We start from the raw sequence: 22251 nt of genomic DNA on the forward strand, positions 1-22251 counted from the left end.
TTAAAAATCCATGTGCGCCCATACGTCTCAAATCCAAAAGGTAGAACAACTCGAAGAGCAGTATCAAGTCAAACTCAGTGATGAGAGTAAACGGGAACTGTTTGACGAACCCAACTATCACATCATCGGCTTCACCCATGCGCAGATGCTGATCATCCCGCAGGAAAAGCCCAGTGTTTTAGCGGCGGCTACCTGGGGCATAGCACCCGAAAACAAGTCGGTAGACGAATTGAAGGACTATTACAAAGAAGCCAGAAAGTTTGGTGGGGGCATCAATGCAAGATCAGAAAAGGCCTTTGATCATTTTCTGTACAAACAATCTATTTATACCAAACGCTGTATCATATCCGTTTCCGCTTTTTTTGAACCTCACGATCATGAGGGTAATAAATATCCATTTGTATTCAAACCTAAAGGCAAAGATTTTTTGTCTCTGGCAGGCATTTATACGCGTATTGACAACAAAGTCACCTTCGCCATTCTCACCAAAGAAGCCTCACCCTTATTTGCCAAAATCCATAACAAAAAGAATCGGCAGCCGGTGATGCTTTCTGCAGAGCAGGAAAAGGACTGGCTGAAGGACGGCCTGGATCAGGAGGAAATAGAAGGCATTATAACCACAGACTACGATGAAGATCAGCTGGAGTATTATCCTGTCAGTAAAGATCTGTTTCATCCTCAGGAAAACTCTAATGTGGAAAGCATTTTAGACAAAGTAGAGTATGAGGGGCTGGGATAATGAACTATTGCTATTCTAGACCTTCAATACAATTGATTTTATAGTTGATTATTTTCTTTAACCCTAAAAAGCTTAGCTTATTGGGGAGGTAGTTGTCCAGCCTTGATGTCCTTTCCTTTGCCTAAATAAGGCCAGGCTTCGTTATTTGTGCGTTGTTCCATGGTCATTGAATGGTATATATCTTGCATACGTATTGTTTCATCTTTCCATGTTATTAGTGTATTATTCGCATCCATATACGCCTTATGCTTTTTAGCTAAACGATTGTATTCTGGTATTTCCTTTTCAGCAAAAGGCTTTCCCTTTGTTTCTTCAATTAACATATCCAATACGTTTTGTAGACTTTTATCCGATTGAAACTGATCTGTTTCAATATTAACAATGCTTTTTTCATTGTATTTGAATCCCAAATTTACATTAGCATTCGGATAATCTTTTAACTGGTCAATCATTTGATCTACAGTGTACTCTTTGCTATCAATGAGAAATTTTTTATTATCATCTATTTTATCATCAACAAATATAACGATTTGCTGAGGTAAGTTAAAGTTTGATGTTGCTTTAAGCTTAACTTCTTGCTTTCCACAACTCATGATGAGTAAAGTGATAATAGGGATGATGGCAAGACCTCTGATGAGTCCGCTGGTTGTTGAAGTGCTTGTTTTCATAATGTTGAACCTTTTTTTAATGATTGGGAAATGAAATGTATTGGCCATAGCTTGAGGATATCTGTTCGATGCCAGACTCAATATTAATTTTTGGTACTGTGTGGTCGAAAAACCTTGCTTTAAAACAGTTTGATCAGCCATAAACTCATGATTTAATTTGACGCTGTACCTGATCAAATAAACTATTGGATTGAACCAGAAGAGTACTAGTATTAACTCTACTATCAAAATATCGATACTGTGTTTCTGATCCAGGTGTGCCTTTTCATGCTCTAGAACAGCTTCAGGGATAAGCCCTTTCTTATAATCATATGCATTGACGTAGATACTGTTTAAAAAGGAATGAGGAACTTTTATTTCCTGGCGTAGAACTAATCGATAGCTACTATATCGACTGATTTTATCATTATCCTTTATTCTGAAAGCATATATATTTTTTACAAATCTCCAAAGCATCATGCAAACACCAGTTAAATAAACTGCTATTAAGACGTGAGACCAATCGATTTTAGAATCTTGCTTTTCAATAGTTGCTTCGGCAGGACTAATGTTAGCAAAGTCTGTTAAGGAATGATCTTGTAAAGGAATACTAAGGGTTTCTACGATTATAAAAGGGATGATGAATGAGATTCCAAGTGACCCAATCAGGTAAAAACGCTTGCAATGATGAAAGGAAGTATTTTCTAAGGCAAGCTTATAGAAAACCCAAAGCACAACTAAACAAACCGATGAGTTGATCAGGAAATGTTCCATAGTTATTTGTCTTTAATTTGCTGGTCTATGATTTTTCTGAGTTCTTTCAATTCAGTCTTGGTAAGCTCTGTCTCTTTGGTAAAGAAGGAAGCAAACTGTGAGGCGCTATCATTAAAGAAATTCTTTATTATTCCATTGACGTGCTTAGAAAAATAAGCAGATTTTTCTACTAGCGGGAAGTACTGACGGCTTTTCCCGAAAAGAGTATAACTTACAAAACCTTTGTCAGTCATTCGTTTTAGAAGAGTTGCAATAGTCGTCGTTGCTGGTTTTGGCTCTGGATAGTCATTGAGAAGATCTTTCATAAAGGCCTTTTCTCGTTTCCATAAATGGCTCATCAATTCTTCTTCAGATTTTGATAATTTCATATTCTACAGTATTAGAATTACATCTACAAATGTAGAATAATATTTTACATCTACAAACGTAGAGCTAAATTAACTACTTATAGTTATTTCGATCATCATAAGATTTTCTAATGAAAAGGGATGGCTTCATGATAATTTAGACCAGGATGGGATCGACTGAATTACAAATAAAGACTGCGATGAACATCAGCTGGAGTATCATCCTGTCAGTAAAGATCTGTTTCATCCTCAGGAAAACTCTAATGTGGAAAGCATTTTAGACAAAGTAGAGTATGAGGAACTGGAAGTAAGCTACTAAGTTGAAAGGCAACGGCTGTGCAACTGAAATAGAAAAGCTGCTGACTCCTGCAATAGTTTGGAATACTGCCTGTCCTAAAATACAACAGGACAATAGGGCATATTTTAAACAAAAGCATAAATCCTTTTGAAAGGGATTAACTTAATTCACTTTTTCAGCATGTTTTTGCTCCTGATGCTTATAGTGATCCTGGTGGATTCTTTCAATTGTCCCGGGAATCAGGAGTGGTTAGTTCTGAAATACTTACTACTGGAAATTCCCTTGCGATGACATAGGCTAGAGTACCTAATGCATAGGCAGGAATGTCCCAATAGTCTGCCGTAAACCGATCACTGATGAGCGGAAAGAGGACTTCGCCGATCAGCACCACCAGTAAAAAGTAGCCCAATATTTCGGTGTAGGACAGCACGAAGTGTCTATCGCACAAAAGAATCCGGCGTTCCCAAAGCACTGCATATAATAGTAACGGCATAAGAACTATAGGATCTAAATAATTATCCAGAAAAGCGATGTGTAGTTGAACTCCCAGTTGAAGATACTGATGTATTAAAAACAGCACTGCAGACAGACTTACCAGGATGAGGACCGGACTTTCCTGTTTCATAATCCAATAACAAGCGTGATGAACATCACGATAAAAATGACGGGGGATAAGGTTAGGAATAAGATCAAAACCGGTAATTTTAAGATAAACAGAAGAATCTGGAGGACAAGGGGATGTTTGGGTGACGGTTTCATCCAGTCCTTAGCAAAGTAATAGATCAAAGAGAATAAATTCTCTGTAGTTTTTTCTTCTTTATGAAGTAGTTTATCAAGTTTAGGCTTCTTCATCTATGTGATACTGTACGTTCTCGTTAATTAGAATCACCTAAAATTAACAATTTAAAATCAGAATAGTCCTATAAAAAGCGATGTATTCTGCCTATGTCTGCCTTTTCTCATCCACACAATGATGAAGCTAAAACCTATTTGATTGTATTGAAGTCAAAGGACAAAGCATCATTGTTTTAGAAAGGAATTTACACCCGGCTAGGCAAAAGTCACCTTCTACATTTTCAGCAAAAAAGCGTCGTCCTTATGTGTGTAAATCCACAGCAAAAAGAACCGTTAGTTGGTGATGTGATCTTCAAGTCAGCTAAATTCTTATTTGGATGACAGAGATTTATTTTTCCTCAGAATAAGTCTAATGTGGAAAGCATTTTGGATTCATTTGGGCATTACAAAACAATCAAATTAACATACAGCAGGGGTTCTGTTTGTTTAGAACGCTTGCGGGTGTAATCGTAATCAGGAACCGCAAAAACAGAGTAAACGATAAAGTGCAGTTTTGGTGCTTCAGGCGCTTCAAGCCGGGGACAAAAAGTAAACCCCTCCAGATCATGAATAGCTACCGACCGCTGTTGAAAATTGGATGTAAACGAATGCGTTTTAAAATCAAAAATCACTTCACCAATCACAAAATCTAAGCGCACACACTCAAAAAGCAGGTCATAATTCACCAGGTTGGGCAGTAATTCCAAACAGCCCTGAGAAGAATTAAACCGAAGTCCCGGTTGTAAGGCCTCCACCCAGGAGCTCGCATTCGGACTAAAGTTAAACTCTTTAAAAACCTTGTAAAATTCAGGATGCTTCAGAGCTTCATCCAGGCGTTTATGTCCCAGATCATGCTTGAGATCAAATTGATTTAGTTTTACAAATAACTGCTGAACATAGCTGTGAAAGTAAGGTATAGATATCCTGAATAAAGGAGCTAGCGCCAGCCTGAAATGCCTGTTAATCTCTGCGATGTAGGCAAACTCTGTATTGCTTTTTCGCACATTGGCAAAGGCTTCGTTATATCTCAAATCATCCCCGCTTGGCCGTTGGTAGCTGCGCCTAAAACACACCTTACCATCTGCTTCATAAAATTCGTAACCCTGATAGGTAAACGGAAGTTGAGACGGTTTAAAATGATGAAAACTCATATTTATAGCTTGAAATAGGAGAGGAGCTGCAGTATAGTTCCTTCGTAGCTAAAGTAGGGATAATGTAGGGTATAGGCCGTACTTTGTTAAAAAAAATCCGATCCTTTTGAATAGACCCCTGCTTAATGTTTACAGCTAAGAACAGGTTATTTTTACCTCAGCGTATTACTTGCCAATACAGAAATTAGCGAAAATGTTGCCTAAAAGCTCGTCATTGGTGACTTCCCCTGTAATTTCACCAAAATGATATAAGGCCTGACGAATATCGATAGCGAGTAAGTCAGTGGTCAAACCTTGATTCAAGCCTTCCTGGACTTTGTTGATTTCCTCCAGGGCAAGCAGCAGGGCATTATAATGTCTGGAGTTGGTAACAATCGTATCGTTGTTGCGTAAAGCGCCATCATCTACATAACTAAGGAGTTGGTCTTGAATAGCTTCTATTCCCGTTTTGTCTTTAGCAGAAATAAAAAGCAGATCTTTAAAGTCTGTTCTCAGTTGTTCCTTATTCTTCTCGGTAAGCAGGTCTGCCTTATTAGCGAGTAGGAGGAAAGGACGCTCAGGAAAGGCTTCTTTGAGCTGAGTGATGTCTTCTTTGACGCGATCCCACTCTTTAACAATGAGTTGATGCTTATGATCAAAAACTTTTGGAGTGTCTATTAATTTGATAATGACCTGCGATTGCTTAATTTTTTCGAAGGTGCGTTCAATCCCAAGACCTTCAATAGTGTCCTTAGTTTCACGAATGCCTGCAGTATCGATAAATCTGAAACCAATGCCACCAATGGAAATTTCATCTTCTATGGTATCGCGGGTAGTTCCTGCAATTTCACTTACAATAGCTCTTTCTTCATTAAGTAATGCATTGAGTAAAGTAGATTTTCCTACGTTTGGCTCTCCGACAATAGCCACAGGAATTCCATTTTTAATAACGTTTCCTACAGCGAAAGAGTCAATAAGCCGAGAGAGGACTTTCTGAATTTTTAAAACTAAAGCCTGAAACTGCTCTCGATTGGCAAATTCAACATCTTCCTCAGAGAAGTCGAGTTCAAGTTCCATCAAAGAGGCAAAATCCAGGAGTTCCTGTCTTAGTTCCTGCAGTTGGTTAGTAAATCCACCACGCATTTGCTGCATCGCCAACTGATGACTGGCAGAATTATCGCTGGAGATCAAATCGGCAACGGCCTCCGCCTGACTTAAATCCATTTTACCATTGAGGAACGCCCTTAAGGTAAATTCTCCAGGCTGTGCACTGCGACATCCTTTGGAAATAAGCAGCTGTATGATTTCTTTTTGAATAAATGAGCTGCCATGACAAGAGATCTCAACTGTTGGCTCCCCGGTGTAGGATCGCTGATCCCTAAATACACTCACCAAAACTTCATCCAGAATACGCTCACCCTTTCGGATAGTTCCTAGCTGTAGGGTATGACTCTTCTGATCTAAAATTGAAATGCCGTTTCTGGCATGAAACAGGGGAGCGCAAAGCTCTAAAGCTTGTGAACCGCTCACACGTATCACAGCGATAGCTCCACTTCCCGAAGCAGTAGCAAGAGCAACAATAGTATCTTTATTTATCATGCTACAAATTTACAGCCTGTTTTTTAATTTGAATTGCTTTTCTATTAGAATTGAGATTTATGTTTGGTTTTTATGGTTTAATTGTTAAATATTGTAACATTAAACAAAGTCTAAAGTCTAATTATAAAAAGAAATCATGGAAGTATATCAAGACCCTGTATTCAGAGAAGATCGTCAAATGTTACTTTTTGCTCACCTTTCTCAACTCTTAAATCTGTTCACCGGGTTTGGAGGTTTTTTGGTACCTCTGGTTATTTGGTTAACACAAAAAGATAAAGTAGAACACATGGATGAACAAGGAAAGCAAATTATGAATTTTCAATTGACTATGATTTTAGCGGCCTTGGTTGCAGTGCCTTTAATGTTGATTCTGGTTGGTTTTGTAATTCTTGCTGGTGTTGCCTTGCTTACTTTAATTTTTCCAATCATTAATGCTATAAAGGCAAATGATGGAGAACCAACTCATTACCCACTAAGCATAAAATTTTTCAGGTAAATACCGAACCTCAACTGATAAGTTCTCGTATATAAAGTGGATCGATAAAGATTCATTTGTTTTAAGTTCGTTTAAAAGAAAACAGCCTCTGTAATAGAGGCTGTTTTTTGTATTTAATACTAAGAGAACTGGTTAAACTGTATTATTGGTTACCCAGCATGACCGGCATCACAAGCATAGTGATGTGTTCACCTTCTTCCAGTCCGTCTACGGGAGTAAGAATTCCAGCTCTGTTCGGTAAGCTCATTTTGATTTTGATATCGTCAGAATTCAAATTGTTCAACATTTCAGTTAAGAACTTAGAGTTGAAACCAATAGTAAGGTCATCACCCTGGTAATCACAAGTGAGACGTTCTTCAGCTTTATTGGAATAATCCAGATCTTCTGCAGAAATATTTAATTCTGCACCAGCGATTTTTAGTCTGATCTGGTGAGTTGTTTTGTTTGAGAAAATAGACACACGTCTGACGGAACTCAGAAATAATGAGCGGTCTATAGTCAGGACATTTGGATTTTCTTTTGGGATAACAGCTTCGTAGTTAGGATATTTTCCATCGACTAGACGACACGTCAATTCCACATTCTCAAAGCTGAATTTAGCATTCGACTCATTAAATTCTATCTGTACATCTTCCTCACTGCCTAAAAGAACTCCTTTCAACAGATTGAGAGGCTTCTTGGGCATTATAAATTCTGCTGGTTTTTCTGTTTTGATATCCGTTCTCGAATACTTCACAAGTTTGTGAGCATCTGTACCAACAAAGATTAGAGCGTCTTCAGTAAATCTGAAAAAGACACCGTTCATCACTGGCCTTAAGTCATCGTTTCCAGTAGCGAAAATCGTTTTGTTAATAGCTGTGGCCAGTATATCTCCAACTAAAACAGTTTGGCTTGCATCTTCAATACTTACAGGCGTTGGGAAATCTTCAGCATTGGCGTAAGCTAGAGCATATTTACCCTGCTCAGAACTGATTTCTACAGTATGATTGTCTAGCTTATGAAAAGTAAGTGGCTGTTCAGGGAATGATTTTAATGTGTCTAAAAGCAATCTGGCAGGAACGGCAATTTCTCCTTCATCACTTGATTCTACATCAAGATTAGCACTCATAGTGGTTTCCAAGTCCGATGCAGAAATCTTAAGTGAGTTGTGATTCAATTCGAATAAAAAGTTATCCAAAATCGGCATCGTGTTATTATTGTTGATAACTCCGCCAAGTGTTTGGAGGTTTTTCAACATATATGTACTGGAAATTATAAATTTCATATGATAAATGTATTTAATCTATGCAAATATATTTTTTTCTACTGAATAATGGAGCATTCTTACTTTTGCAAAACTTTTTATTGACTCAATGTGTCTTTTACAAGCTCATCTTCAAATTCCCACTGAGTGACACCGCCTTTCAGCTGGAATATTTTTTTAAATCCTGCATCTTCCAGAATTTTTGAACATTCTTCAGAGCGTCTTCCTGTTCTGCAATAAACTGCTACTGGTTTGTTTTTATCCAGTTCTTGTATTTTCTGAACAAACTCGTCGTCATAAACTAAGTTTTGTGCTCCTTTAAGATGTCCTTCCCGGAAAGATTCAACTGATCTCACATCAATCAATTGAACTGAATCCAAAGCCATCAGCTCCTTCATCTCTTTTGAAGTTAAAAGTGTAGATCCACTTTTACTTTCGCAGGAGATGAGAGTACCCAATAAAAGAAATACAATCAAAATTCTCATCACTATTTTTTTACTTCACCATGCCAATCTATGATACCACCTTCAAGATTGTAGGCATTTTTAATTCCGGCTTTTTCCATGATCTGGCAGGCCATTTCACTTCTTCGTCCAGATCTGCAGTACACATAGTAATCTTTATCCTTTGGAAGTTGCTCAATTTGGTCCATGAACCTGGAAGTATCTTGAATATTTATAAGTTTAGCACCTTCTATGTAGCCTTCATTAAATTCTTCTGGAGTCCTTACATCAATTATTTCTGAGTTTTCTGATGCCTTTAATCCATCAACCCATTTTTTTTCGTTTAAATTTTCCATTGCTTTTTTTTGATATTAATGATGTAAAAATACAATAATCCTTACATCTAGTGATATTTCGCCTTTAATTCTGAATAAATTATTACTCCTAAACTTTAACATAGCTTTTAATTTTCATAGGGAATTTTGAAATTACATTTGTATCGACAACAATTGTAAGTACATGATAATCGAAAAAGAATTAAAAATTTCAAAACAGCTTCCAGAGTCGAAAAGAGCTTTGCTCAATCTCCTGTTTACAGAGAACTGGATTACAGATGAAATTACAACAACTCTGAAGCCATTCGATATCACTACTCAACAGTTTAATGTATTGAGGATTTTGAAGGGGATGAAAGGTAAGCCCAGCTCTCTTCAGACTATCCAGGAAAGAATGATAAATAAAATGAGTAACACAACTCGTCTGGTGGATAAGCTGATCAAGAAAAACTTTGTCCAGCGTGAGCAGTGTGAATCCAACAGGCGTAAAGTTGATATTACTATTACTAAAGAAGGGATTGAAGCACTGGAAGAGATTAATAAAGTGGTTGATGAGTCAGAGTCAAAACTGACTGAAAGTTTAACTCAGGATGAATTAAAACAACTGAATCACCTTCTGAATAAATTGAGAACTTAAACTAATATATATGAATAATTACATTGAAAATTTACATTGGCGTTATGCCACAAAGAAATTTGATTCTGAAAAAGAAGTCTCTGAGGAAGATTTAGAAACATTGCTTGAAGCTATAAGACTTTCAGCTTCATCATACGGTTTTCAGCCTTACGAAGTGTTTGTGATTAAAGACCCTGAAGTGAGAGCTAAATTAAAACCAGCTGCTTTTGGACAGCCCCAGATCACTGATGCATCTTACCTGTTGGTATTTGCTTACAACACAAATGTAGATGAGAAGTACCTCGATCAGTTTGTGAAAAATAACAGTGAAACAAGGAATCAGCCAGTAGAAGATTTCAATGGACTAAAAGAAATGATTCAAAATTCTGTTTTGACCTTTTCTGATGACAAAAAAGAAGTATGGGCTTCAAGACAGGTTTACATAGCTTTAGGTAATTTGCTTTCAGCAGCTGCAGAATTAAAGATAGACGTCTGCCCGATGGAAGGTTTCAATCCAGATGAATTTGATAAATTATTAGATCTGCATTCCAAAAACCTTAAGTCAGTAACTTTAGCAACTATAGGATATAGACATGAGGATGACCAGTTGAAAGATGCTAAAAAAGTAAGAAAATCCAAAGAAGAATTATTTACAAGAATTTAATATAAACACAAACCTTAAAATTTTAAACTATGAAAATGAACGTTTTAAAAGGCACATTAGCCCTAACAGTAATCTTAACCTTAGTAGCATTTACCAATACTATTGAGAAGAAAAAAGTGAACATCAAAGAAAGCACTATCCAGTGGGAAGGTGAAAAATTAACAGGTTCTCACGAAGGAACTATTGACCTAAAAGACGGTTTTTTCCTAATGGAAAATGGTGAGTTAGTTGGTGGTGAATTCACTGCAGACATGACTACAATTGATGTAACAGATTTAGAAGGTGATAACAGAGATAAATTAATGGGTCACCTAAGATCGGATGACTTTTTTGGTGTAGATAAATATGAGACAGCAAAGTTTGTTATTAAAACTGTAGCTAAAAAAGGAAATGTTTATGGTGTTTCTGGAGATTTAACCATCAAAGGAAAAACAAATCCAATTGCTTTTGATATGAAAATGAATGAAAATTCAGCAACAACCAACCTTACTATTGACAGAACAAAATACGATGTGAGATATGGTTCAAATTCATTCTTCGATAATTTAGGAGATAAAGCAATTTATGATGAATTTGATTTGGCAGTTAATTTAAAGTTCTAATAATTTTGTTTTGATTGATTGATTGATTGAGAAAACCTGCCAGATGGCAGGTTTTCTTGTTTTATATACCCTAAACGAGATGACTCTAAATGTAAATCAGATCTTATTTCTTGAAATACTCCCAGGTCACTTTCAGGCCTTTATGAACATCAAATTGAGGTTCATAATTCAATAATTTTCTTGCTTTATTAATATCAGCCAATGAATCTCTTACATCACCTTGCCTTGGAGGCCCGTAAATAGCTTTAAGTTCAGTTTCAGCAGCGTCCTGTAAGGTATTCCAAAGCGAATTAAGACTTATGCGTTCACTATAAGCAACATTATAAACCTGATTGACAGCTTTCTTATCTGCAAACGCAGCTTTTATATTTGCTTGAACAGCATTCTCTACAAATGTAAAATCTCTGGTCTGCTCTCCATCACCATTTATTGTTGGTGGATTTTGGTCTTTTAGAGCTTGCATAAATAAAGGAATGACAGCAGCATAAGCACCCTGTGGACTTTGTTTTGGGCCAAACACGTTGAAGTAACGTAATCCTATGATTTCCATACCATAAGTTTTAGCAAAAACATCAGCATAAAGCTCGTTGACATATTTTGTAACTGCGTATGGAGATAAAGGCTTTCCAATAGTATGCTCAACTTTTGGCAGATTTGGACTATCGCCATAGGTAGAGCTGGAAGCGGCGTATACAAAACGTACAACAGAATCAGCATTTTTACAGGCTACAAGCATATTAAGAAAGCCTGAAACATTTACATCGTTACTTGTTATAGGATCGTCAATAGATCTTGGAACCGATCCTAAAGCTGCCTGATGAAGTACAATATCCATTCCGTCAACAGCCTTTTCACAATCTTCCAGTTTTCGAATATCACCTTCTATAAATTCAAAATTTGACTCAGATTCAAACTCACTTATATTTTCTTTATATCCATTTGATAAATTATCTAATACACGAACTTGCTTAGCTCCAAATTTCAATAAATACTCAACTATATTTGAACCTATAAAGCCCGCACCTCCAGTAACTAAAAAATTTATCTTGCTTATATCTTTATCGTGATAAGTTTTAGAATACATCATAACCTTCCGTCTATTTTATCTGTTGGTAGAAAAGATTTTACATCAAAAACAACTGCTCTTTCGTTTTTAAGCGCGGAGAAATCTAATTTAAGAAATTCGTTGTGAGATACAGCGAGTACAATACTATCGTAGGTAGAATTCAATTCGTTGCATCTTAATATATCAATACCAAACAATGTTTTTACTTCTTCTTTATTTGCCCAGGGATCGCAGACATCGACCTGCATGTTATAAGCTTGTAATTCTTCAATCACATCAATTGCTTTAGTGTTTCTGGTGTCAGGACAATTTTCTTTGAACGTAATACCGAGAACAAGTGCTCTGCCATTTTTTACTTTTGCTTCTTTGTTAAGCATAAGCTTTATAACTTCATTGGCTACATACTTTCCCATACCATCATTCATTCGTCTTCCGGACAATATGATTTCTGGATTATAGCCAACTTCCAGAGCCTTCTGTGCTAGATAATAAGGATCAACACCAATGCAATGTCCACCTACAAGTCCAGGTGTGTATTTGGTGAAATTCCATTTTGTAGCAGCTGCTTCAAGCACATCATTTGTATCGATATCTAGTAATCTGAAAATCTTAGAAAGCTCGTTCACAAACGCAATATTGATATCTCTCTGTGAATTTTCTATCACTTTGGCAGCTTCTGCAACTTTTATACTGCTTGCCAGATGAGTTCCTGCTGTAATAACTGACGCATATAATTCATCAACTTTTTTAGCTATTTCAGGAGTAGAACCTGAAGTCACTTTTAGTATCGTGGTTACAGTATGCAACTTGTCCCCTGGATTGATTCGTTCTGGTGAGTATCCTGCAAAGAAATCCTTATTGAATGTTTTACCAGAGTACTGTTCCAGGACAGGTACACAAACTTCTTCTGTCACACCCGGATAAACTGTAGATTCATAAATTACAATATCATTATCCTTTAGTAATTTGCCTATAGTCTCACTTGCTTTTATTAGCGGAGTAAGCACTGGTTGTCTGTTTTTATCGGTTGGAGTAGGCACAGTCACAATAAAGATGGTTGCATCTCTCATATCTTCCGCGTCTGTAGAGAGTTTCATGGCAGGTGAAGCGCTGTTAGTCAAAGCTTCTTTTAAATCTTTATCAGAGACTTCAAGAGTATGGTCTTTGCCGGTATTCAGTTCATCTACTCTGGATTGATTGATATCAAAGCCTATGACGGAATATTTTTTGGAAAAGGCAACTGCAAGGGGTAAGCCTACATAACCTAAACCAATGACAGCTATTTTAGGATGACTCATAGTGAGGGGTATTTTAAATATTGAATATGTTTTTAATCTTGCTTTTGATTCTTTTTCTTAATGACTTTTTCCTTTCTTCTTGTAAATAGCCATTACCATAACGACCATAACCGTAACCATAGCCATAACCATAATTATAACCATAGCCGTATTTAGCTTTATGCTGAAAATAATTGAGGACAAAACTAATGTTCTTTACCTCTCCCTTTTCATACTTCTCATTGATCACGCTCAGCATTGCCTTTTTGGTGTAATTCTGTCTCAGTAAATAAAGAGAAGCATCTGCATATTTACCTAAATTCAAGGCATCAGAAACCAAACCAATAGGTGGAGTATCCATAATAATACAGTCGTATTTTTCCTTGAGAGAAGAAAATAAATCTTCCATTTTATCTGCCATAAGTAACTCAGAAGGGTTAGGGGGAACAGGACCGGAAACAATTAAATCCAGATTATCAAATTTCGTTTTTTGAATTATTTCTTCAATAGAGTTTTGGTCAATAAGATAATTGACTACTCCTATATCGTTTGTAATATCAAAATCTTCAAAAATCTTTGGTTTTCTTAAGTCAAGACCTATAAGCAGTGTTTTTTTACCGCTCATCGAGAATACAGAAGCCATATTGATGGCTGTAAATGTTTTTCCTTCACCACTTACGGAGGAAGTAATAAGAATGGTTTTATTCCCCTGAATATGCTTTTGCTTAAAGATAAACTGCATACTTGTCCTCAATCCTCTAAAACTTTCTGCAATAGCAGATCTTGGTTTTGAGAATACTGCAAGATTACTGCTGGTCTTACTTTTTCCTACAACGCCAAGAATTGGGATAGGCGATAACTTGTTTATATCCTTAGGATTGTTGATTTTATTATCTAGAAAGACTAATAAAAATACAAAGACCAATGGCACAAAACTTCCAATAAGTAAGGCCATAACATAATTGAGCTGCGTATTAGGCCCAATCTTACCGCCGCCAGTATCCATAGCTTTATCAATAATTTGGACATCGCTTACATTTGCTGCCTTTATAAGACCAGCTTCATTTCGTTTGCTTAAAAATAAACTGTAAGTCTGCTCACTTATCGTATATCTTCTCTCTATTTTAAGCAAATCCTGCTGCTCTTTTGGTAATGTTCGGATCTGACGTTCCAAGTCAGCAACATTTTTTCTTACGGTACTTAATTGTTCCTGTAAAATCTCTTTGGAAGAATCTATATTTTCCAGCAATACAGATTTGGTGGCGTTTATTTGCCTGTCTATATCATCAAAGACTGGAGCATCAGTTTTAAGCGAATACGCATATTTACTTCTTTGTTCAGAAAGAGTTACAATTTTTCCAACGGCTGAACTTATGCTTGGTTCATCTATTCCTGCTACAGACGGAGCGGGAACTTCTTTATAATTTTGTCTGTTCCTTAGGTAATCTTCAAGTCTGTTGTAATAATCCAGCTGCCTTTGGATTTCATTTTGTTCTAAATCGAGGTTTGTAAGCCTTTGTCTTATTTCACTACTCTCTGCAGTCAGGTCTATAATGTCATTACTTATCTTAAACTGATTGAGTTCTTCTTCAACAGACTTGAGTTCTTTAGATTTCTCGGTGAGACTACTGTCTATAAATCTGATGGTTTTTGTGGCAAATAGATTCTTCCTGTTTAGCATATCCTCACTAAGTACTTGGACTGTAGTGTTGAGATAATCCACTAGTTTTTCCTTATTGTTTCCAGTTAAAGATAGGTTCAAAATAGAACTTCCTTTGTTCTCTGGATTTACATTGATATTTTGATATCTTTTTACTGTGGAGTAGTAATTGTTGAATTGAATGTAGTAAGGTTTGCCCTCATTTACAGGTAAAGTATTTCTTAAAATTCTTCCTTTAAAATAAGGTGAGTTGACATATTCTGAAGTCGAAAAAACAGCTTTGTAATTTTCTTTATTTGAATAAACGCTCTCTTGCTCATTAGTGGTATAGTTATAAAAACTTAAATTTCCAGGTTCTTCCTCTTCAAATTTTAAACTAAGTTCAAAAGTGTTCTCATCCAAAAACTGAATCGTCATTTGCCTTCCAATGAGCTGAGCTCTCAAACTATCTTCCATTACTACAAAAGGAACTTTGCCGTAGGCATCTTCCTTTTGGTATTTTCCATCTTCAAGGTATTGGATATAATAGCGTAATCTGTCAACGACCTTTTCGTTGTGAGTCCTGGTTTTTAAAGTGGTTACGGAAGTGTTGACCTTGTCCGAAACGCCACCCCAGTTAAAGGTTAAACTTGTGTTGGAAGTAAAAAATGGGTTTTGATCATCTTTTATAGTTATTAAACTTTCTATTTGATAGATGGGTTGCTTACGTACATTTATGAAGTAGGCAATGCTCATTCCTATGAGAATACTAATCACAAATAAATACCAATAGCTAAAGATCTTGACTATAAATCCTTTAAAGTCAAAATACCCAGTAGATTCGTTGATTTCGAATTCTTCTTCCATTAGAGTCTTATCAGTAAAATTGTAATTCCAGTGACCAATGAAAATAAGGTGGCTAGTGTGCCAAAACCTGTTTCACCAATTCCCAGTGATTTTTGAGGCAGTGGGTCAACAATAATTAAATCATTAGGCTGTATATAGTAGAAAGGTGAATTTACTGCTGAAATTTTGGTTAAATCAACCCTGTGAATTCGCTGTCCTTCCGGGTACTGTCTTAGGATTTTTACATTTCTTCTGTCTCCGTAAAGCGTTATATCACCAGCATTTGCAATTGCTTCCATTATAGATACTTGCTCTTTGTAGATAACCTGACTCCCGGTTCCAATTTCTCCTAAAGTGGTATATCGAAGTCCAGCCAGTTTGACTGTAATGAAAATATTTGCTTCTTCTTTAAAATACTCATTCATCAGTTTTTCTCGGAGCTTAAGCCTTATATCTTCTAAAGTAAGTCCTATTACTTTTATATTTCCAAGAGTAGGAATCCTTATTTCACCATGCCGGTCTACTAGAAATCCGTCAAAATAAGCCCTTTCTTCAGTTGTTGCTGTAGAATTTTCAGCATCACCTATTGGATTGAACATGCTGGTTAACTCTTGATCGAGTGCCTTTACTCTTATACTTAAAAGATCATTGATTTGAACCCGATAAGGCCGTTGCATTTGTTGAAAAGAGATTAAACTGTCTGCTCCAGTTCCCTTGTCTTCAGATAAATAAGTAAGTCTTTTAGTACTGATACAAGACGTTAAGGACGTTATCGTTAGTAAAATTAAAATGAGTGATGTGAATTTCATTCAGTGGTCAATTGTTATGGCAAATATAGTTTTTGATTTAGAAACATAAACCAATATGTAATATTTTATAAATCTTAACGTACAGATTTCAGATTTATGTCTACAGTGCTTTCCCCTGAATTTAATTTTAGACTTGTTATTATTTACACTGAAGCTATTTTTAATATTTATGAAATGATTGATATTTGTCATTATTTAAAATGATGGCAAATAGAAAAATTTACTTGACGCTTGGACTATTTTTACTTTTCAGTCTGTCTGCTAAAGCACAGCAATTTGCTGAAAGCTGGGATGGTGTCCCAAATATAGAGAGGCATCAATTTACTCTAAATTTCATAGGTCCTGGAATACGCTATGAACTGGGCTTGTTTAAAAATGTGAGTGTATCGACCAGTATTTCTCCCGGACTTGCACTTTATCAGGAAGGATACTCTTTTGGGTTTGCATGGCATACCCGAGTAAGATATTATCATAATTTTAAAACAAGATATAATTTCAATAAAGAAATAGCAGGGAATTCTGCAAATTATATTGCTCCCGCAAGAACTGTGTTTTGGGACCCTTTACAAATCAGTCACAACCTTGATGGGGATAAAAACTTTTCACTCGCATTTTATGGTGCTGTTTATGGCTTTCAAAGGACTAATGAAAAGGGATTTAATACTACATTTGAGTTGGGTTTTGGCTATTATGATGGTTTTGGCGTTCCGAGTGGTTATGGGCCTTTACTTAATTTTACATTTGGTTGGGTTGCCACAAAGAAAAAATCAAATAAAATCATTAAAGTTAATTGATGATGATTTTATTTTTAGCCAAAAGCCTTAAATAATTATTATTTAAGGCTTTCACCAGTAGTGTTTCAGCTTGTTAGTCCGGGGATATCTGGCAGACCGTCTTTGGCAACTGCCGAAATTTCAGCTTCATTAACATCTCCCGCTTTTTTAATGGCTTTATTAAGTGTAAGTATTAAATAATCTTCAAGTTGTTCTTTGTCTTGAAGTAATTCATCATCGATTTCAATAGATTTGATCTCGCGATTGGCTGTGATTTTCACTTTCAATAACTCATCATTACTTTTTTCAAGTAAGGTGACACTGTCCAGTCGCTTTTTAGTTTCTTCTACTTTAGCTTGGGTTTCTTTGATTTTATTCATCATACCCATCATATCTCCAAACATATTTCTTTGTATTTAATTGATTTGCAAAATTACTATATTGTGTGGCTGAAATAAAAGTAATTCAGCAGAAATTAAATCTAGTCTTATGAAACAATTAATCCCTATTCTTGCCTTAAGCATTATATTTGCAGCTTCTTGTAAAAATGAAAATACGAAGATGATAAATACTGATGCTAAGCTACCTGTAGCTGAAAAAAAACCTAAGACACTTTCTATACATAACGAAGACAGAGTAGATAACTATTACTGGATGAACGATAAAGAAAATCCAGATGTAATAGCCTATCTCAATGCTGAAAATGAATATTACGAAGAGTCAACATCTCATACTAAGGAATTTCAAAATGAATTGTTCGAGGAAATGAAATCGAGAATCAAAGAAGATGATTCTTCAGTTCCTTACAAACTCAACGGGTATTGGTATCAGGTGAGGTATGAAAAAGGAAAAGATTATCCTATTTACTCACGCAGGAAAGGAAGTATGGACGCTAAAGAGGAAATAATGTTTGACTGCAATGCAATGGCAGAAGGTCATGCTTATTTCAATCTTGGGGGATTGGCCGTAAGTCCAGACAATACCTATGCGTCGTTTGGAATAGATACTGTAAGCAGAAGAAAATATACTATTCAAGTTAAAAACTTAAAAACTGGTGAAATTCTACCAGAAAAAATAGAAACTACGACTGGAGGTTCTACCTGGGCCAATGATAATAAAACATTATTTTATACAAGGAAAGACGAGCAAACACTTAGATCCAACCAAATTTTTAAGCATAAATTGGGAGATTCTCCGGAAAATGATGTGATGGTTTTTGAAGAAAAAGATGAAACCTTTAATACTTATGTGTATAAAACTAAATCCAAAAATTACATTATAATAGGTTCTTCAAGCACTATGTCCGACGAATATCGGATTTTGGATGCTGATAAACCAAATGAAGAGTTTAAATTATTTTCTGAACGAAGAAGAGGACTAGAACATGACCTCGCTCATTATAAAGACTCATTTTATATCCTGACCAATAAAGACGATGCGCAGAATTTCAAATTGATGAAAACTTCTGTTGATGCAACTTCAGAATCTAATTGGGAGGAGATGATTGCTCACAGAGAAAATGTCCTGTTGGAAGGAATAGATATTTTCAATAACTTTTTGGTAACTAGTGAGCGATATAATGGTTTAACAAGAATTCACGTCCAAAGTTGGGATGAAACACAAGATTATTACCTTCCATTTACTAGTGAGACCTATACCGCAAAAACGACGACCAACGTAGATTTTGATACTGATAAATTAAGATACTCATACAATTCACTCACAAATCCAGCTTCTGTGATCGAATTTGATATGGTTGATAAAACTGAAACTGTTCTCAAAGAGCAAGAAGTTCAAGATCCTGACTTTGATAAGAATAATTACATTTCAGAAAGAATTTGGGCAACTGCAGAGGACGGGACAGAAGTGCCTGTATCTTTAGTTTATAAGAAAGGAATAAAACGAAACGGTAAAAATCCACTCTTACAGTATGGTTATGGAAGCTATGGGGCTACGATGGACCCTTATTTTTCATCAACAAGATTATCTTTATTAGATAGAGGGTTTATTTACGCTATTGCTCATGTAAGAGGTGGAGAATATCTCGGAAGAGATTGGTATGAAAAAGGAAAATTACTTCAGAAGAAAAATACATTTACTGATTTTATTGACGTTTCTAAATATTTAATAGACCAAAAATATACATCTCCAGACCATCTTTATGCTATGGGTGGAAGTGCAGGAGGCCTATTGATGGGTGCGGTTATAAATATGGCTCCAGAGCTTTATAATGGAGTTATTGCTGCTGTTCCTTTTGTGGATGTAGTGACAACCATGTTAGACGAATCAATTCCGCTAACAACTGGTGAATATGATGAATGGGGAAATCCTAATGAAAAAGAATACTACGACTATATTAAAACCTATTCTCCATACGATAATGTTGAAGCAAAGGCATATCCCAATTTATTGGTGACTACAGGTCTTTACGATTCTCAGGTTCAATATTGGGAACCGGCAAAGTGGGTAGCTAAATTGAGAGAACTCAAAACTGATGACAACAAATTATTTTTTGAGACTAATATGGATGCTGGCCACGGTGGAGCTTCAGGACGTTTTGAAGCACTGAAAGAGTTAGCAAAAGACTACGTATTTATTTTTGATTTAGAGCAAATATCAGAGTAATCCAAAAAAAATCGTAATTTAGCCCCCTGTTATTTATTTAATAGACACTACTTACGTGAAAAGACGTTGGCTTTATGCATAAAAATTTGAATGTTCACGATAGCTTATTATCAATGGTAGGCTGTACACCTTTAATTAGATTAAAAAATATAACTCAAGATTTTCAGGGAGAATTTTTAGCTAAGTATGAAGCTCAAAACCCTGGGTTATCTTCTAAAGACAGAATTGCTCATTACATAATTGAAAAAGCTGAACAAAATGGTGATCTTAAGCCTGGCGATACAATTATAGAGACTACTTCTGGAAATACTGGTTTTAGTATTGCTATGGTAGCTGCAATTAAGGGATATAAATGCATTCTTGCTGTAAGTTCAAAATCTTCTAAGGATAAAATTTCTCTGCTTAGAACTATGGGAGCAGAAGTAACTGTTTGTCCATCCAATGTAGCTCCAGAAGATCCCAGATCTTATTACGAAGTTGCTAAACGTATTCATGAAGAAACTCCTGGTTCGATTTATATCAATCAATATTTTAACGATTTAAATATTGATGCTCATTATTTGACAACTGGCCCCGAAATTTGGGCTCAAACTGAAGGAAAAATTACTCATTTGGTAGCTTGTAGTGGTACAGGTGGAACTATATCTGGAACTGCGAGATTTCTTAAAGAAAAGAATCCAAATATTAGAATATTAGGAATTGATGCTTTTGGTTCAGTTCTTCAGAAATATCATGAAACTGGAAAACTGGATAAGACTGAAATATATCCATACAAAATAGAAGGTTTAGGGAAAAATTTGATTCCTACAGCTACAGACTTTAATAGTATAGATAAATTCACAAAGGTTAGTGATGAAGAAAGCGCTTATATGGCTCGCGACATCGCTAGAGCAGAAGGTATGTTTGTTGGTTATACAAGCGGTGCTGTTATGCAGGGAATAAAACAGTTGGATAGCGAAGGAGAATTTGATTCTAAAAGTAAGGTTGTAGCTATTTTTCCTGATCATGGCTCTAGATATATGAGTAAAGTTTTTTCTGATGATTGGATGAAAGAACAAGGATTTACAAATTATCCTGGATTAGAAGATGAACAAAACAAAAGCAATTTGAAAAAAGCCCATATCACAAATATCAACTAATTGATATTGGGTAAGTTTGCAACACAAAACATATTAAAATGAAAGATTTATTTTCAAAAATTTATAGAGATAAGGGTCCGCTTGGTAAATGGGCAGATCAAGCTGAAGGGTATTTTGTTTTTCCTAAACTGGAAGGACAAATAAGTAACCGAATGAAATTTCAGGGACGTGAAGTTATAACCTGGAGTATCAACGATTATTTAGGCTTAGCAAATCATCCTGAAGTAAGGAAAGCAGATGAAGAAGCAGTGAAGAAGTGGGGAAGTGCATATCCTATGGGAGCAAGAATGATGAGTGGTCATACTGATCTTCACGAACAACTGCAAAATGAATTAGCTGAATTCGTTAGCAAAGAAGCAGCTTACGTACTTAACTTTGGTTATCAAGGAATTTTATCTACAATTGATGCTTTAGTTGGTAAAGATGATGTTATAGTTTATGATGTAGATGCTCACGCATGTATCATTGACGGAGTTCGTTTGCACTTGGGTAAACGTTTTACTTATAAGCACAATGATTTAGACAGTATTGAATTGAACCTGGCCAGAGCTGAAAAAATTGCTGAACAAACTGGAGGTGGAGTTCTTTTTATTTCTGAAGGTGTCTTCGGAATGAGAGGAGAGCAAGGAAAGCTAAAAGAAATTGTTGAGCTTAAGAAAAAGTACAACTTTAGATTGCTTGTTGATGATGCTCACGGTTTCGGTACACTTGGTAAAACGGGTGCTGGAGCAGGAGAGGAACAAGGTGTTCAAGATCAGATCGATGTCTATTTTGCAACTTTTGCAAAGTCTATGGCTAGTACTGGTGCTTTTATAGCAGCTGACAAAGAAATTATCGATTATTTAAAATATAACTTAAGATCACAGATGTTTGCAAAATCATTGCAAATGTCACTTGTAGAAGGTGCTTTGAAACGATTGGAGCTATTGAAAAGGTCTACAGAGTTTAAGGATAAACTTTGGGATAATGTCAACGCTCTTCAAAACGGTCTTAAAGAAAATGGATTCGATATTGGTACAACCACGAGTTGTGTGACTCCAGTTTACTTAAAAGGAAGTATTCCAGAAGCTATGGCTTTGGTTAAGGATTTAAGGGAAAACCATGGTGTATTCTGCTCTATTGTGGTCTATCCAGTCATTCCAAAAGGTTTAATTCTATTGAGAATGATTCCAACTGCTACCCATACCATGGAAGATATAGATTTGACTCTGAAAGCTTTTTCAGCTATAAGAGAACGTCTAGAAAATGGTACATACAAAAAACTTTCTCAGGCTTTGATGGAAAAGATGGGAGAATAAATACTTTTAAAG

The 22251-nt window shown here is 35.9% G+C and carries 22 protein-coding genes; 9 read left to right on the forward strand and 13 right to left on the reverse strand.

The annotated features are described in order from the left end of the window. Positions 1 to 10: 10 nt before the first annotated feature. Positions 11 to 739, forward strand: coding sequence for an SOS response-associated peptidase (locus ACFQ0R_RS00920; RefSeq protein WP_379656489.1), 729 nt, complete (start codon positions 11 to 13; stop codon positions 737 to 739). Positions 740 to 816: 77 nt separating this feature from the next. Here the strand turns inward: ACFQ0R_RS00920 and ACFQ0R_RS00925 are convergent, their stop codons facing one another. The 5 genes from ACFQ0R_RS00925 to mnmE all read right to left on the reverse strand — a co-directional run bounded on the left by ACFQ0R_RS00925 (position 817) and on the right by mnmE (position 6368). After that, on the reverse strand, positions 817 to 2160 hold the full coding sequence (locus ACFQ0R_RS00925; protein WP_379656490.1) for a M56 family metallopeptidase: 1344 nt from the start codon (positions 2158 to 2160) through the stop codon (positions 817 to 819). 2 nt (positions 2161 to 2162) lie between these two features. Then, positions 2163 to 2528 (reverse strand): BlaI/MecI/CopY family transcriptional regulator, encoded by a 366-nt coding sequence (locus ACFQ0R_RS00930; RefSeq protein ID WP_379656491.1) that lies wholly within the window; start codon positions 2526 to 2528, stop codon positions 2163 to 2165. A gap of 500 nt (positions 2529 to 3028) precedes the next feature. Continuing rightward, positions 3029 to 3196 carry a hypothetical protein gene (locus tag ACFQ0R_RS00935; RefSeq protein WP_379656492.1) on the reverse strand — a complete coding sequence of 56 codons (168 nt, stop codon included), beginning with the start codon at positions 3194 to 3196 and terminating at the stop codon, positions 3029 to 3031. An 847-nt stretch (positions 3197 to 4043) separates the two neighbouring features. Continuing rightward, positions 4044 to 4790: a hypothetical protein gene (locus tag ACFQ0R_RS00940; RefSeq protein WP_379656493.1), complete on the reverse strand. Its 747-nt coding sequence runs from the start codon at positions 4788 to 4790 to the stop codon at positions 4044 to 4046. Positions 4791 to 4955: 165 nt separating this feature from the next. Further along, on the reverse strand, positions 4956 to 6368 hold the full coding sequence (gene mnmE / locus ACFQ0R_RS00945; protein ID WP_379656494.1) for a tRNA uridine-5-carboxymethylaminomethyl(34) synthesis GTPase MnmE: 1413 nt from the start codon (positions 6366 to 6368) through the stop codon (positions 4956 to 4958). Positions 6369 to 6504: 136 nt separating this feature from the next. On the opposite strand from mnmE, the gene ACFQ0R_RS00950 reads away from it, so the two are divergent. Beyond that, positions 6505 to 6864, forward strand: coding sequence for a DUF4870 domain-containing protein (locus tag ACFQ0R_RS00950; RefSeq protein ID WP_379656495.1), 360 nt, complete (start codon positions 6505 to 6507; stop codon positions 6862 to 6864). A 142-nt stretch (positions 6865 to 7006) separates the two neighbouring features. On the opposite strand, the gene dnaN is transcribed toward ACFQ0R_RS00950, so the two are convergent. The 3 genes from dnaN to ACFQ0R_RS00965 all read right to left on the reverse strand — a co-directional run bounded on the left by dnaN (position 7007) and on the right by ACFQ0R_RS00965 (position 8906). Then, on the reverse strand, positions 7007 to 8128 hold the full coding sequence (gene dnaN, locus ACFQ0R_RS00955; RefSeq protein ID WP_379656496.1) for a DNA polymerase III subunit beta: 1122 nt from the start codon (positions 8126 to 8128) through the stop codon (positions 7007 to 7009). A 77-nt stretch (positions 8129 to 8205) separates the two neighbouring features. After that, the gene (locus tag ACFQ0R_RS00960) at positions 8206 to 8592 is read right to left on the reverse strand and encodes a rhodanese-like domain-containing protein (protein ID WP_379656497.1); all 387 of its coding nucleotides are present in this window, start codon (positions 8590 to 8592) and stop codon (positions 8206 to 8208) included. Between the two features lie 2 nt (positions 8593 to 8594). Then, positions 8595 to 8906, reverse strand: a complete 312-nt coding sequence (locus ACFQ0R_RS00965; protein ID WP_379656498.1) for a rhodanese-like domain-containing protein — start codon at positions 8904 to 8906, stop codon at positions 8595 to 8597. A gap of 163 nt (positions 8907 to 9069) precedes the next feature. On the opposite strand from ACFQ0R_RS00965, the gene ACFQ0R_RS00970 reads away from it, so the two are divergent. The 3 genes from ACFQ0R_RS00970 to ACFQ0R_RS00980 are packed head-to-tail and all read left to right on the forward strand — an operon-like array spanning position 9070 to position 10767. Next, positions 9070 to 9522 carry a MarR family winged helix-turn-helix transcriptional regulator gene (locus tag ACFQ0R_RS00970; protein WP_379656499.1) on the forward strand — a complete coding sequence of 151 codons (453 nt, stop codon included), beginning with the start codon at positions 9070 to 9072 and terminating at the stop codon, positions 9520 to 9522. 10 nt (positions 9523 to 9532) lie between these two features. After that, the gene (locus tag ACFQ0R_RS00975; protein WP_379656500.1) at positions 9533 to 10165 is read left to right on the forward strand and encodes an NAD(P)H-dependent oxidoreductase; all 633 of its coding nucleotides are present in this window, start codon (positions 9533 to 9535) and stop codon (positions 10163 to 10165) included. 29 nt (positions 10166 to 10194) lie between these two features. Next, a complete protein-coding gene (locus ACFQ0R_RS00980; RefSeq protein WP_379656501.1) occupies positions 10195 to 10767 on the forward strand; it encodes a YceI family protein in 573 nt (190 codons plus the stop codon). Between the two features lie 103 nt (positions 10768 to 10870). On the opposite strand, the gene ACFQ0R_RS00985 is transcribed toward ACFQ0R_RS00980, so the two are convergent. The 4 genes from ACFQ0R_RS00985 to ACFQ0R_RS01000 are packed head-to-tail and all read right to left on the reverse strand — an operon-like array spanning position 10871 to position 16404. Further along, the gene (locus ACFQ0R_RS00985; protein ID WP_379656578.1) at positions 10871 to 11851 is read right to left on the reverse strand and encodes an SDR family oxidoreductase; all 981 of its coding nucleotides are present in this window, start codon (positions 11849 to 11851) and stop codon (positions 10871 to 10873) included. Then, the gene (locus ACFQ0R_RS00990; protein WP_379656502.1) at positions 11851 to 13131 is read right to left on the reverse strand and encodes a nucleotide sugar dehydrogenase; all 1281 of its coding nucleotides are present in this window, start codon (positions 13129 to 13131) and stop codon (positions 11851 to 11853) included. Before ACFQ0R_RS00990 ends, ACFQ0R_RS00985 begins: the two co-directional genes overlap by 1 nt. Positions 13132 to 13144: 13 nt before the next feature. Then, entirely contained in the window at positions 13145 to 15616 is a 2472-nt protein-coding gene (locus tag ACFQ0R_RS00995) for a GumC family protein (protein WP_379656503.1), read from the reverse strand. Then, positions 15616 to 16404: a polysaccharide biosynthesis/export family protein gene (locus tag ACFQ0R_RS01000; protein WP_379656504.1), complete on the reverse strand. Its 789-nt coding sequence runs from the start codon at positions 16402 to 16404 to the stop codon at positions 15616 to 15618. Before ACFQ0R_RS01000 ends, ACFQ0R_RS00995 begins: the two co-directional genes overlap by 1 nt. A 203-nt stretch (positions 16405 to 16607) precedes the next feature. On the opposite strand from ACFQ0R_RS01000, the gene ACFQ0R_RS01005 reads away from it, so the two are divergent. Then, positions 16608 to 17198: a hypothetical protein gene (locus ACFQ0R_RS01005; protein ID WP_379656505.1), complete on the forward strand. Its 591-nt coding sequence runs from the start codon at positions 16608 to 16610 to the stop codon at positions 17196 to 17198. 65 nt (positions 17199 to 17263) lie between these two features. Here ACFQ0R_RS01005 and ACFQ0R_RS01010 read toward each other — a convergent pair whose 3' ends face one another. Further along, positions 17264 to 17581, reverse strand: a complete 318-nt coding sequence (locus tag ACFQ0R_RS01010) for a YbaB/EbfC family nucleoid-associated protein (protein ID WP_379656506.1) — start codon at positions 17579 to 17581, stop codon at positions 17264 to 17266. Positions 17582 to 17666: 85 nt separating this feature from the next. On the opposite strand from ACFQ0R_RS01010, the gene ACFQ0R_RS01015 reads away from it, so the two are divergent. The 3 genes from ACFQ0R_RS01015 (at position 17667) to ACFQ0R_RS01025 (ending at position 22239) form a co-directional block, all read left to right on the forward strand. Then, positions 17667 to 19802, forward strand: a complete 2136-nt coding sequence (locus ACFQ0R_RS01015) for a S9 family peptidase (protein ID WP_379656507.1) — start codon at positions 17667 to 17669, stop codon at positions 19800 to 19802. A gap of 74 nt (positions 19803 to 19876) precedes the next feature. Continuing rightward, a complete protein-coding gene (locus ACFQ0R_RS01020; protein WP_379656508.1) occupies positions 19877 to 20941 on the forward strand; it encodes a PLP-dependent cysteine synthase family protein in 1065 nt (354 codons plus the stop codon). 38 nt (positions 20942 to 20979) lie between these two features. Beyond that, entirely contained in the window at positions 20980 to 22239 is a 1260-nt protein-coding gene (locus ACFQ0R_RS01025; RefSeq protein ID WP_379656509.1) for an aminotransferase class I/II-fold pyridoxal phosphate-dependent enzyme, read from the forward strand. Positions 22240 to 22251 lie beyond the last annotated feature (12 nt).

This window comes from Psychroflexus salinarum (assembly GCF_042677225.1).
GTDB lineage: Bacteria > Bacteroidota > Bacteroidia > Flavobacteriales > Flavobacteriaceae > Psychroflexus > Psychroflexus salinarum.

Excerpts from the sequence above, each read along its gene's own strand:
- ACFQ0R_RS00920 (WP_379656489.1), top strand. The coding sequence starts at position 11 with ATGTGCGCCCATACGTCTCAAATCCAAAAGGTAGAACAACTCGAAGAG.
- ACFQ0R_RS00925 (WP_379656490.1), bottom strand. The coding sequence starts at position 2,160 with ATGGAACATTTCCTGATCAACTCATCGGTTTGTTTAGTTGTGCTTTGG.
- ACFQ0R_RS00930 (WP_379656491.1), bottom strand. The coding sequence starts at position 2,528 with ATGAAATTATCAAAATCTGAAGAAGAATTGATGAGCCATTTATGGAAA.
- ACFQ0R_RS00940 (WP_379656493.1), bottom strand. The coding sequence starts at position 4,790 with ATGAGTTTTCATCATTTTAAACCGTCTCAACTTCCGTTTACCTATCAG.
- mnmE (WP_379656494.1), bottom strand. The coding sequence starts at position 6,368 with ATGATAAATAAAGATACTATTGTTGCTCTTGCTACTGCTTCGGGAAGT.
- ACFQ0R_RS00950 (WP_379656495.1), top strand. The coding sequence starts at position 6,505 with ATGGAAGTATATCAAGACCCTGTATTCAGAGAAGATCGTCAAATGTTA.
- dnaN (WP_379656496.1), bottom strand. The coding sequence starts at position 8,128 with ATGAAATTTATAATTTCCAGTACATATATGTTGAAAAACCTCCAAACA.
- ACFQ0R_RS00960 (WP_379656497.1), bottom strand. The coding sequence starts at position 8,592 with ATGAGAATTTTGATTGTATTTCTTTTATTGGGTACTCTCATCTCCTGC.
- ACFQ0R_RS00965 (WP_379656498.1), bottom strand. The coding sequence starts at position 8,906 with ATGGAAAATTTAAACGAAAAAAAATGGGTTGATGGATTAAAGGCATCA.
- ACFQ0R_RS00970 (WP_379656499.1), top strand. The coding sequence starts at position 9,070 with ATGATAATCGAAAAAGAATTAAAAATTTCAAAACAGCTTCCAGAGTCG.
- ACFQ0R_RS00975 (WP_379656500.1), top strand. The coding sequence starts at position 9,533 with ATGAATAATTACATTGAAAATTTACATTGGCGTTATGCCACAAAGAAA.
- ACFQ0R_RS00980 (WP_379656501.1), top strand. The coding sequence starts at position 10,195 with ATGAAAATGAACGTTTTAAAAGGCACATTAGCCCTAACAGTAATCTTA.
- ACFQ0R_RS00985 (WP_379656578.1), bottom strand. The coding sequence starts at position 11,851 with ATGTATTCTAAAACTTATCACGATAAAGATATAAGCAAGATAAATTTT.
- ACFQ0R_RS00990 (WP_379656502.1), bottom strand. The coding sequence starts at position 13,131 with ATGAGTCATCCTAAAATAGCTGTCATTGGTTTAGGTTATGTAGGCTTA.
- ACFQ0R_RS00995 (WP_379656503.1), bottom strand. The coding sequence starts at position 15,616 with ATGGAAGAAGAATTCGAAATCAACGAATCTACTGGGTATTTTGACTTT.
- ACFQ0R_RS01000 (WP_379656504.1), bottom strand. The coding sequence starts at position 16,404 with ATGAAATTCACATCACTCATTTTAATTTTACTAACGATAACGTCCTTA.
- ACFQ0R_RS01005 (WP_379656505.1), top strand. The coding sequence starts at position 16,608 with ATGGCAAATAGAAAAATTTACTTGACGCTTGGACTATTTTTACTTTTC.
- ACFQ0R_RS01010 (WP_379656506.1), bottom strand. The coding sequence starts at position 17,581 with ATGTTTGGAGATATGATGGGTATGATGAATAAAATCAAAGAAACCCAA.
- ACFQ0R_RS01015 (WP_379656507.1), top strand. The coding sequence starts at position 17,667 with ATGAAACAATTAATCCCTATTCTTGCCTTAAGCATTATATTTGCAGCT.
- ACFQ0R_RS01020 (WP_379656508.1), top strand. The coding sequence starts at position 19,877 with ATGCATAAAAATTTGAATGTTCACGATAGCTTATTATCAATGGTAGGC.
- ACFQ0R_RS01025 (WP_379656509.1), top strand. The coding sequence starts at position 20,980 with ATGAAAGATTTATTTTCAAAAATTTATAGAGATAAGGGTCCGCTTGGT.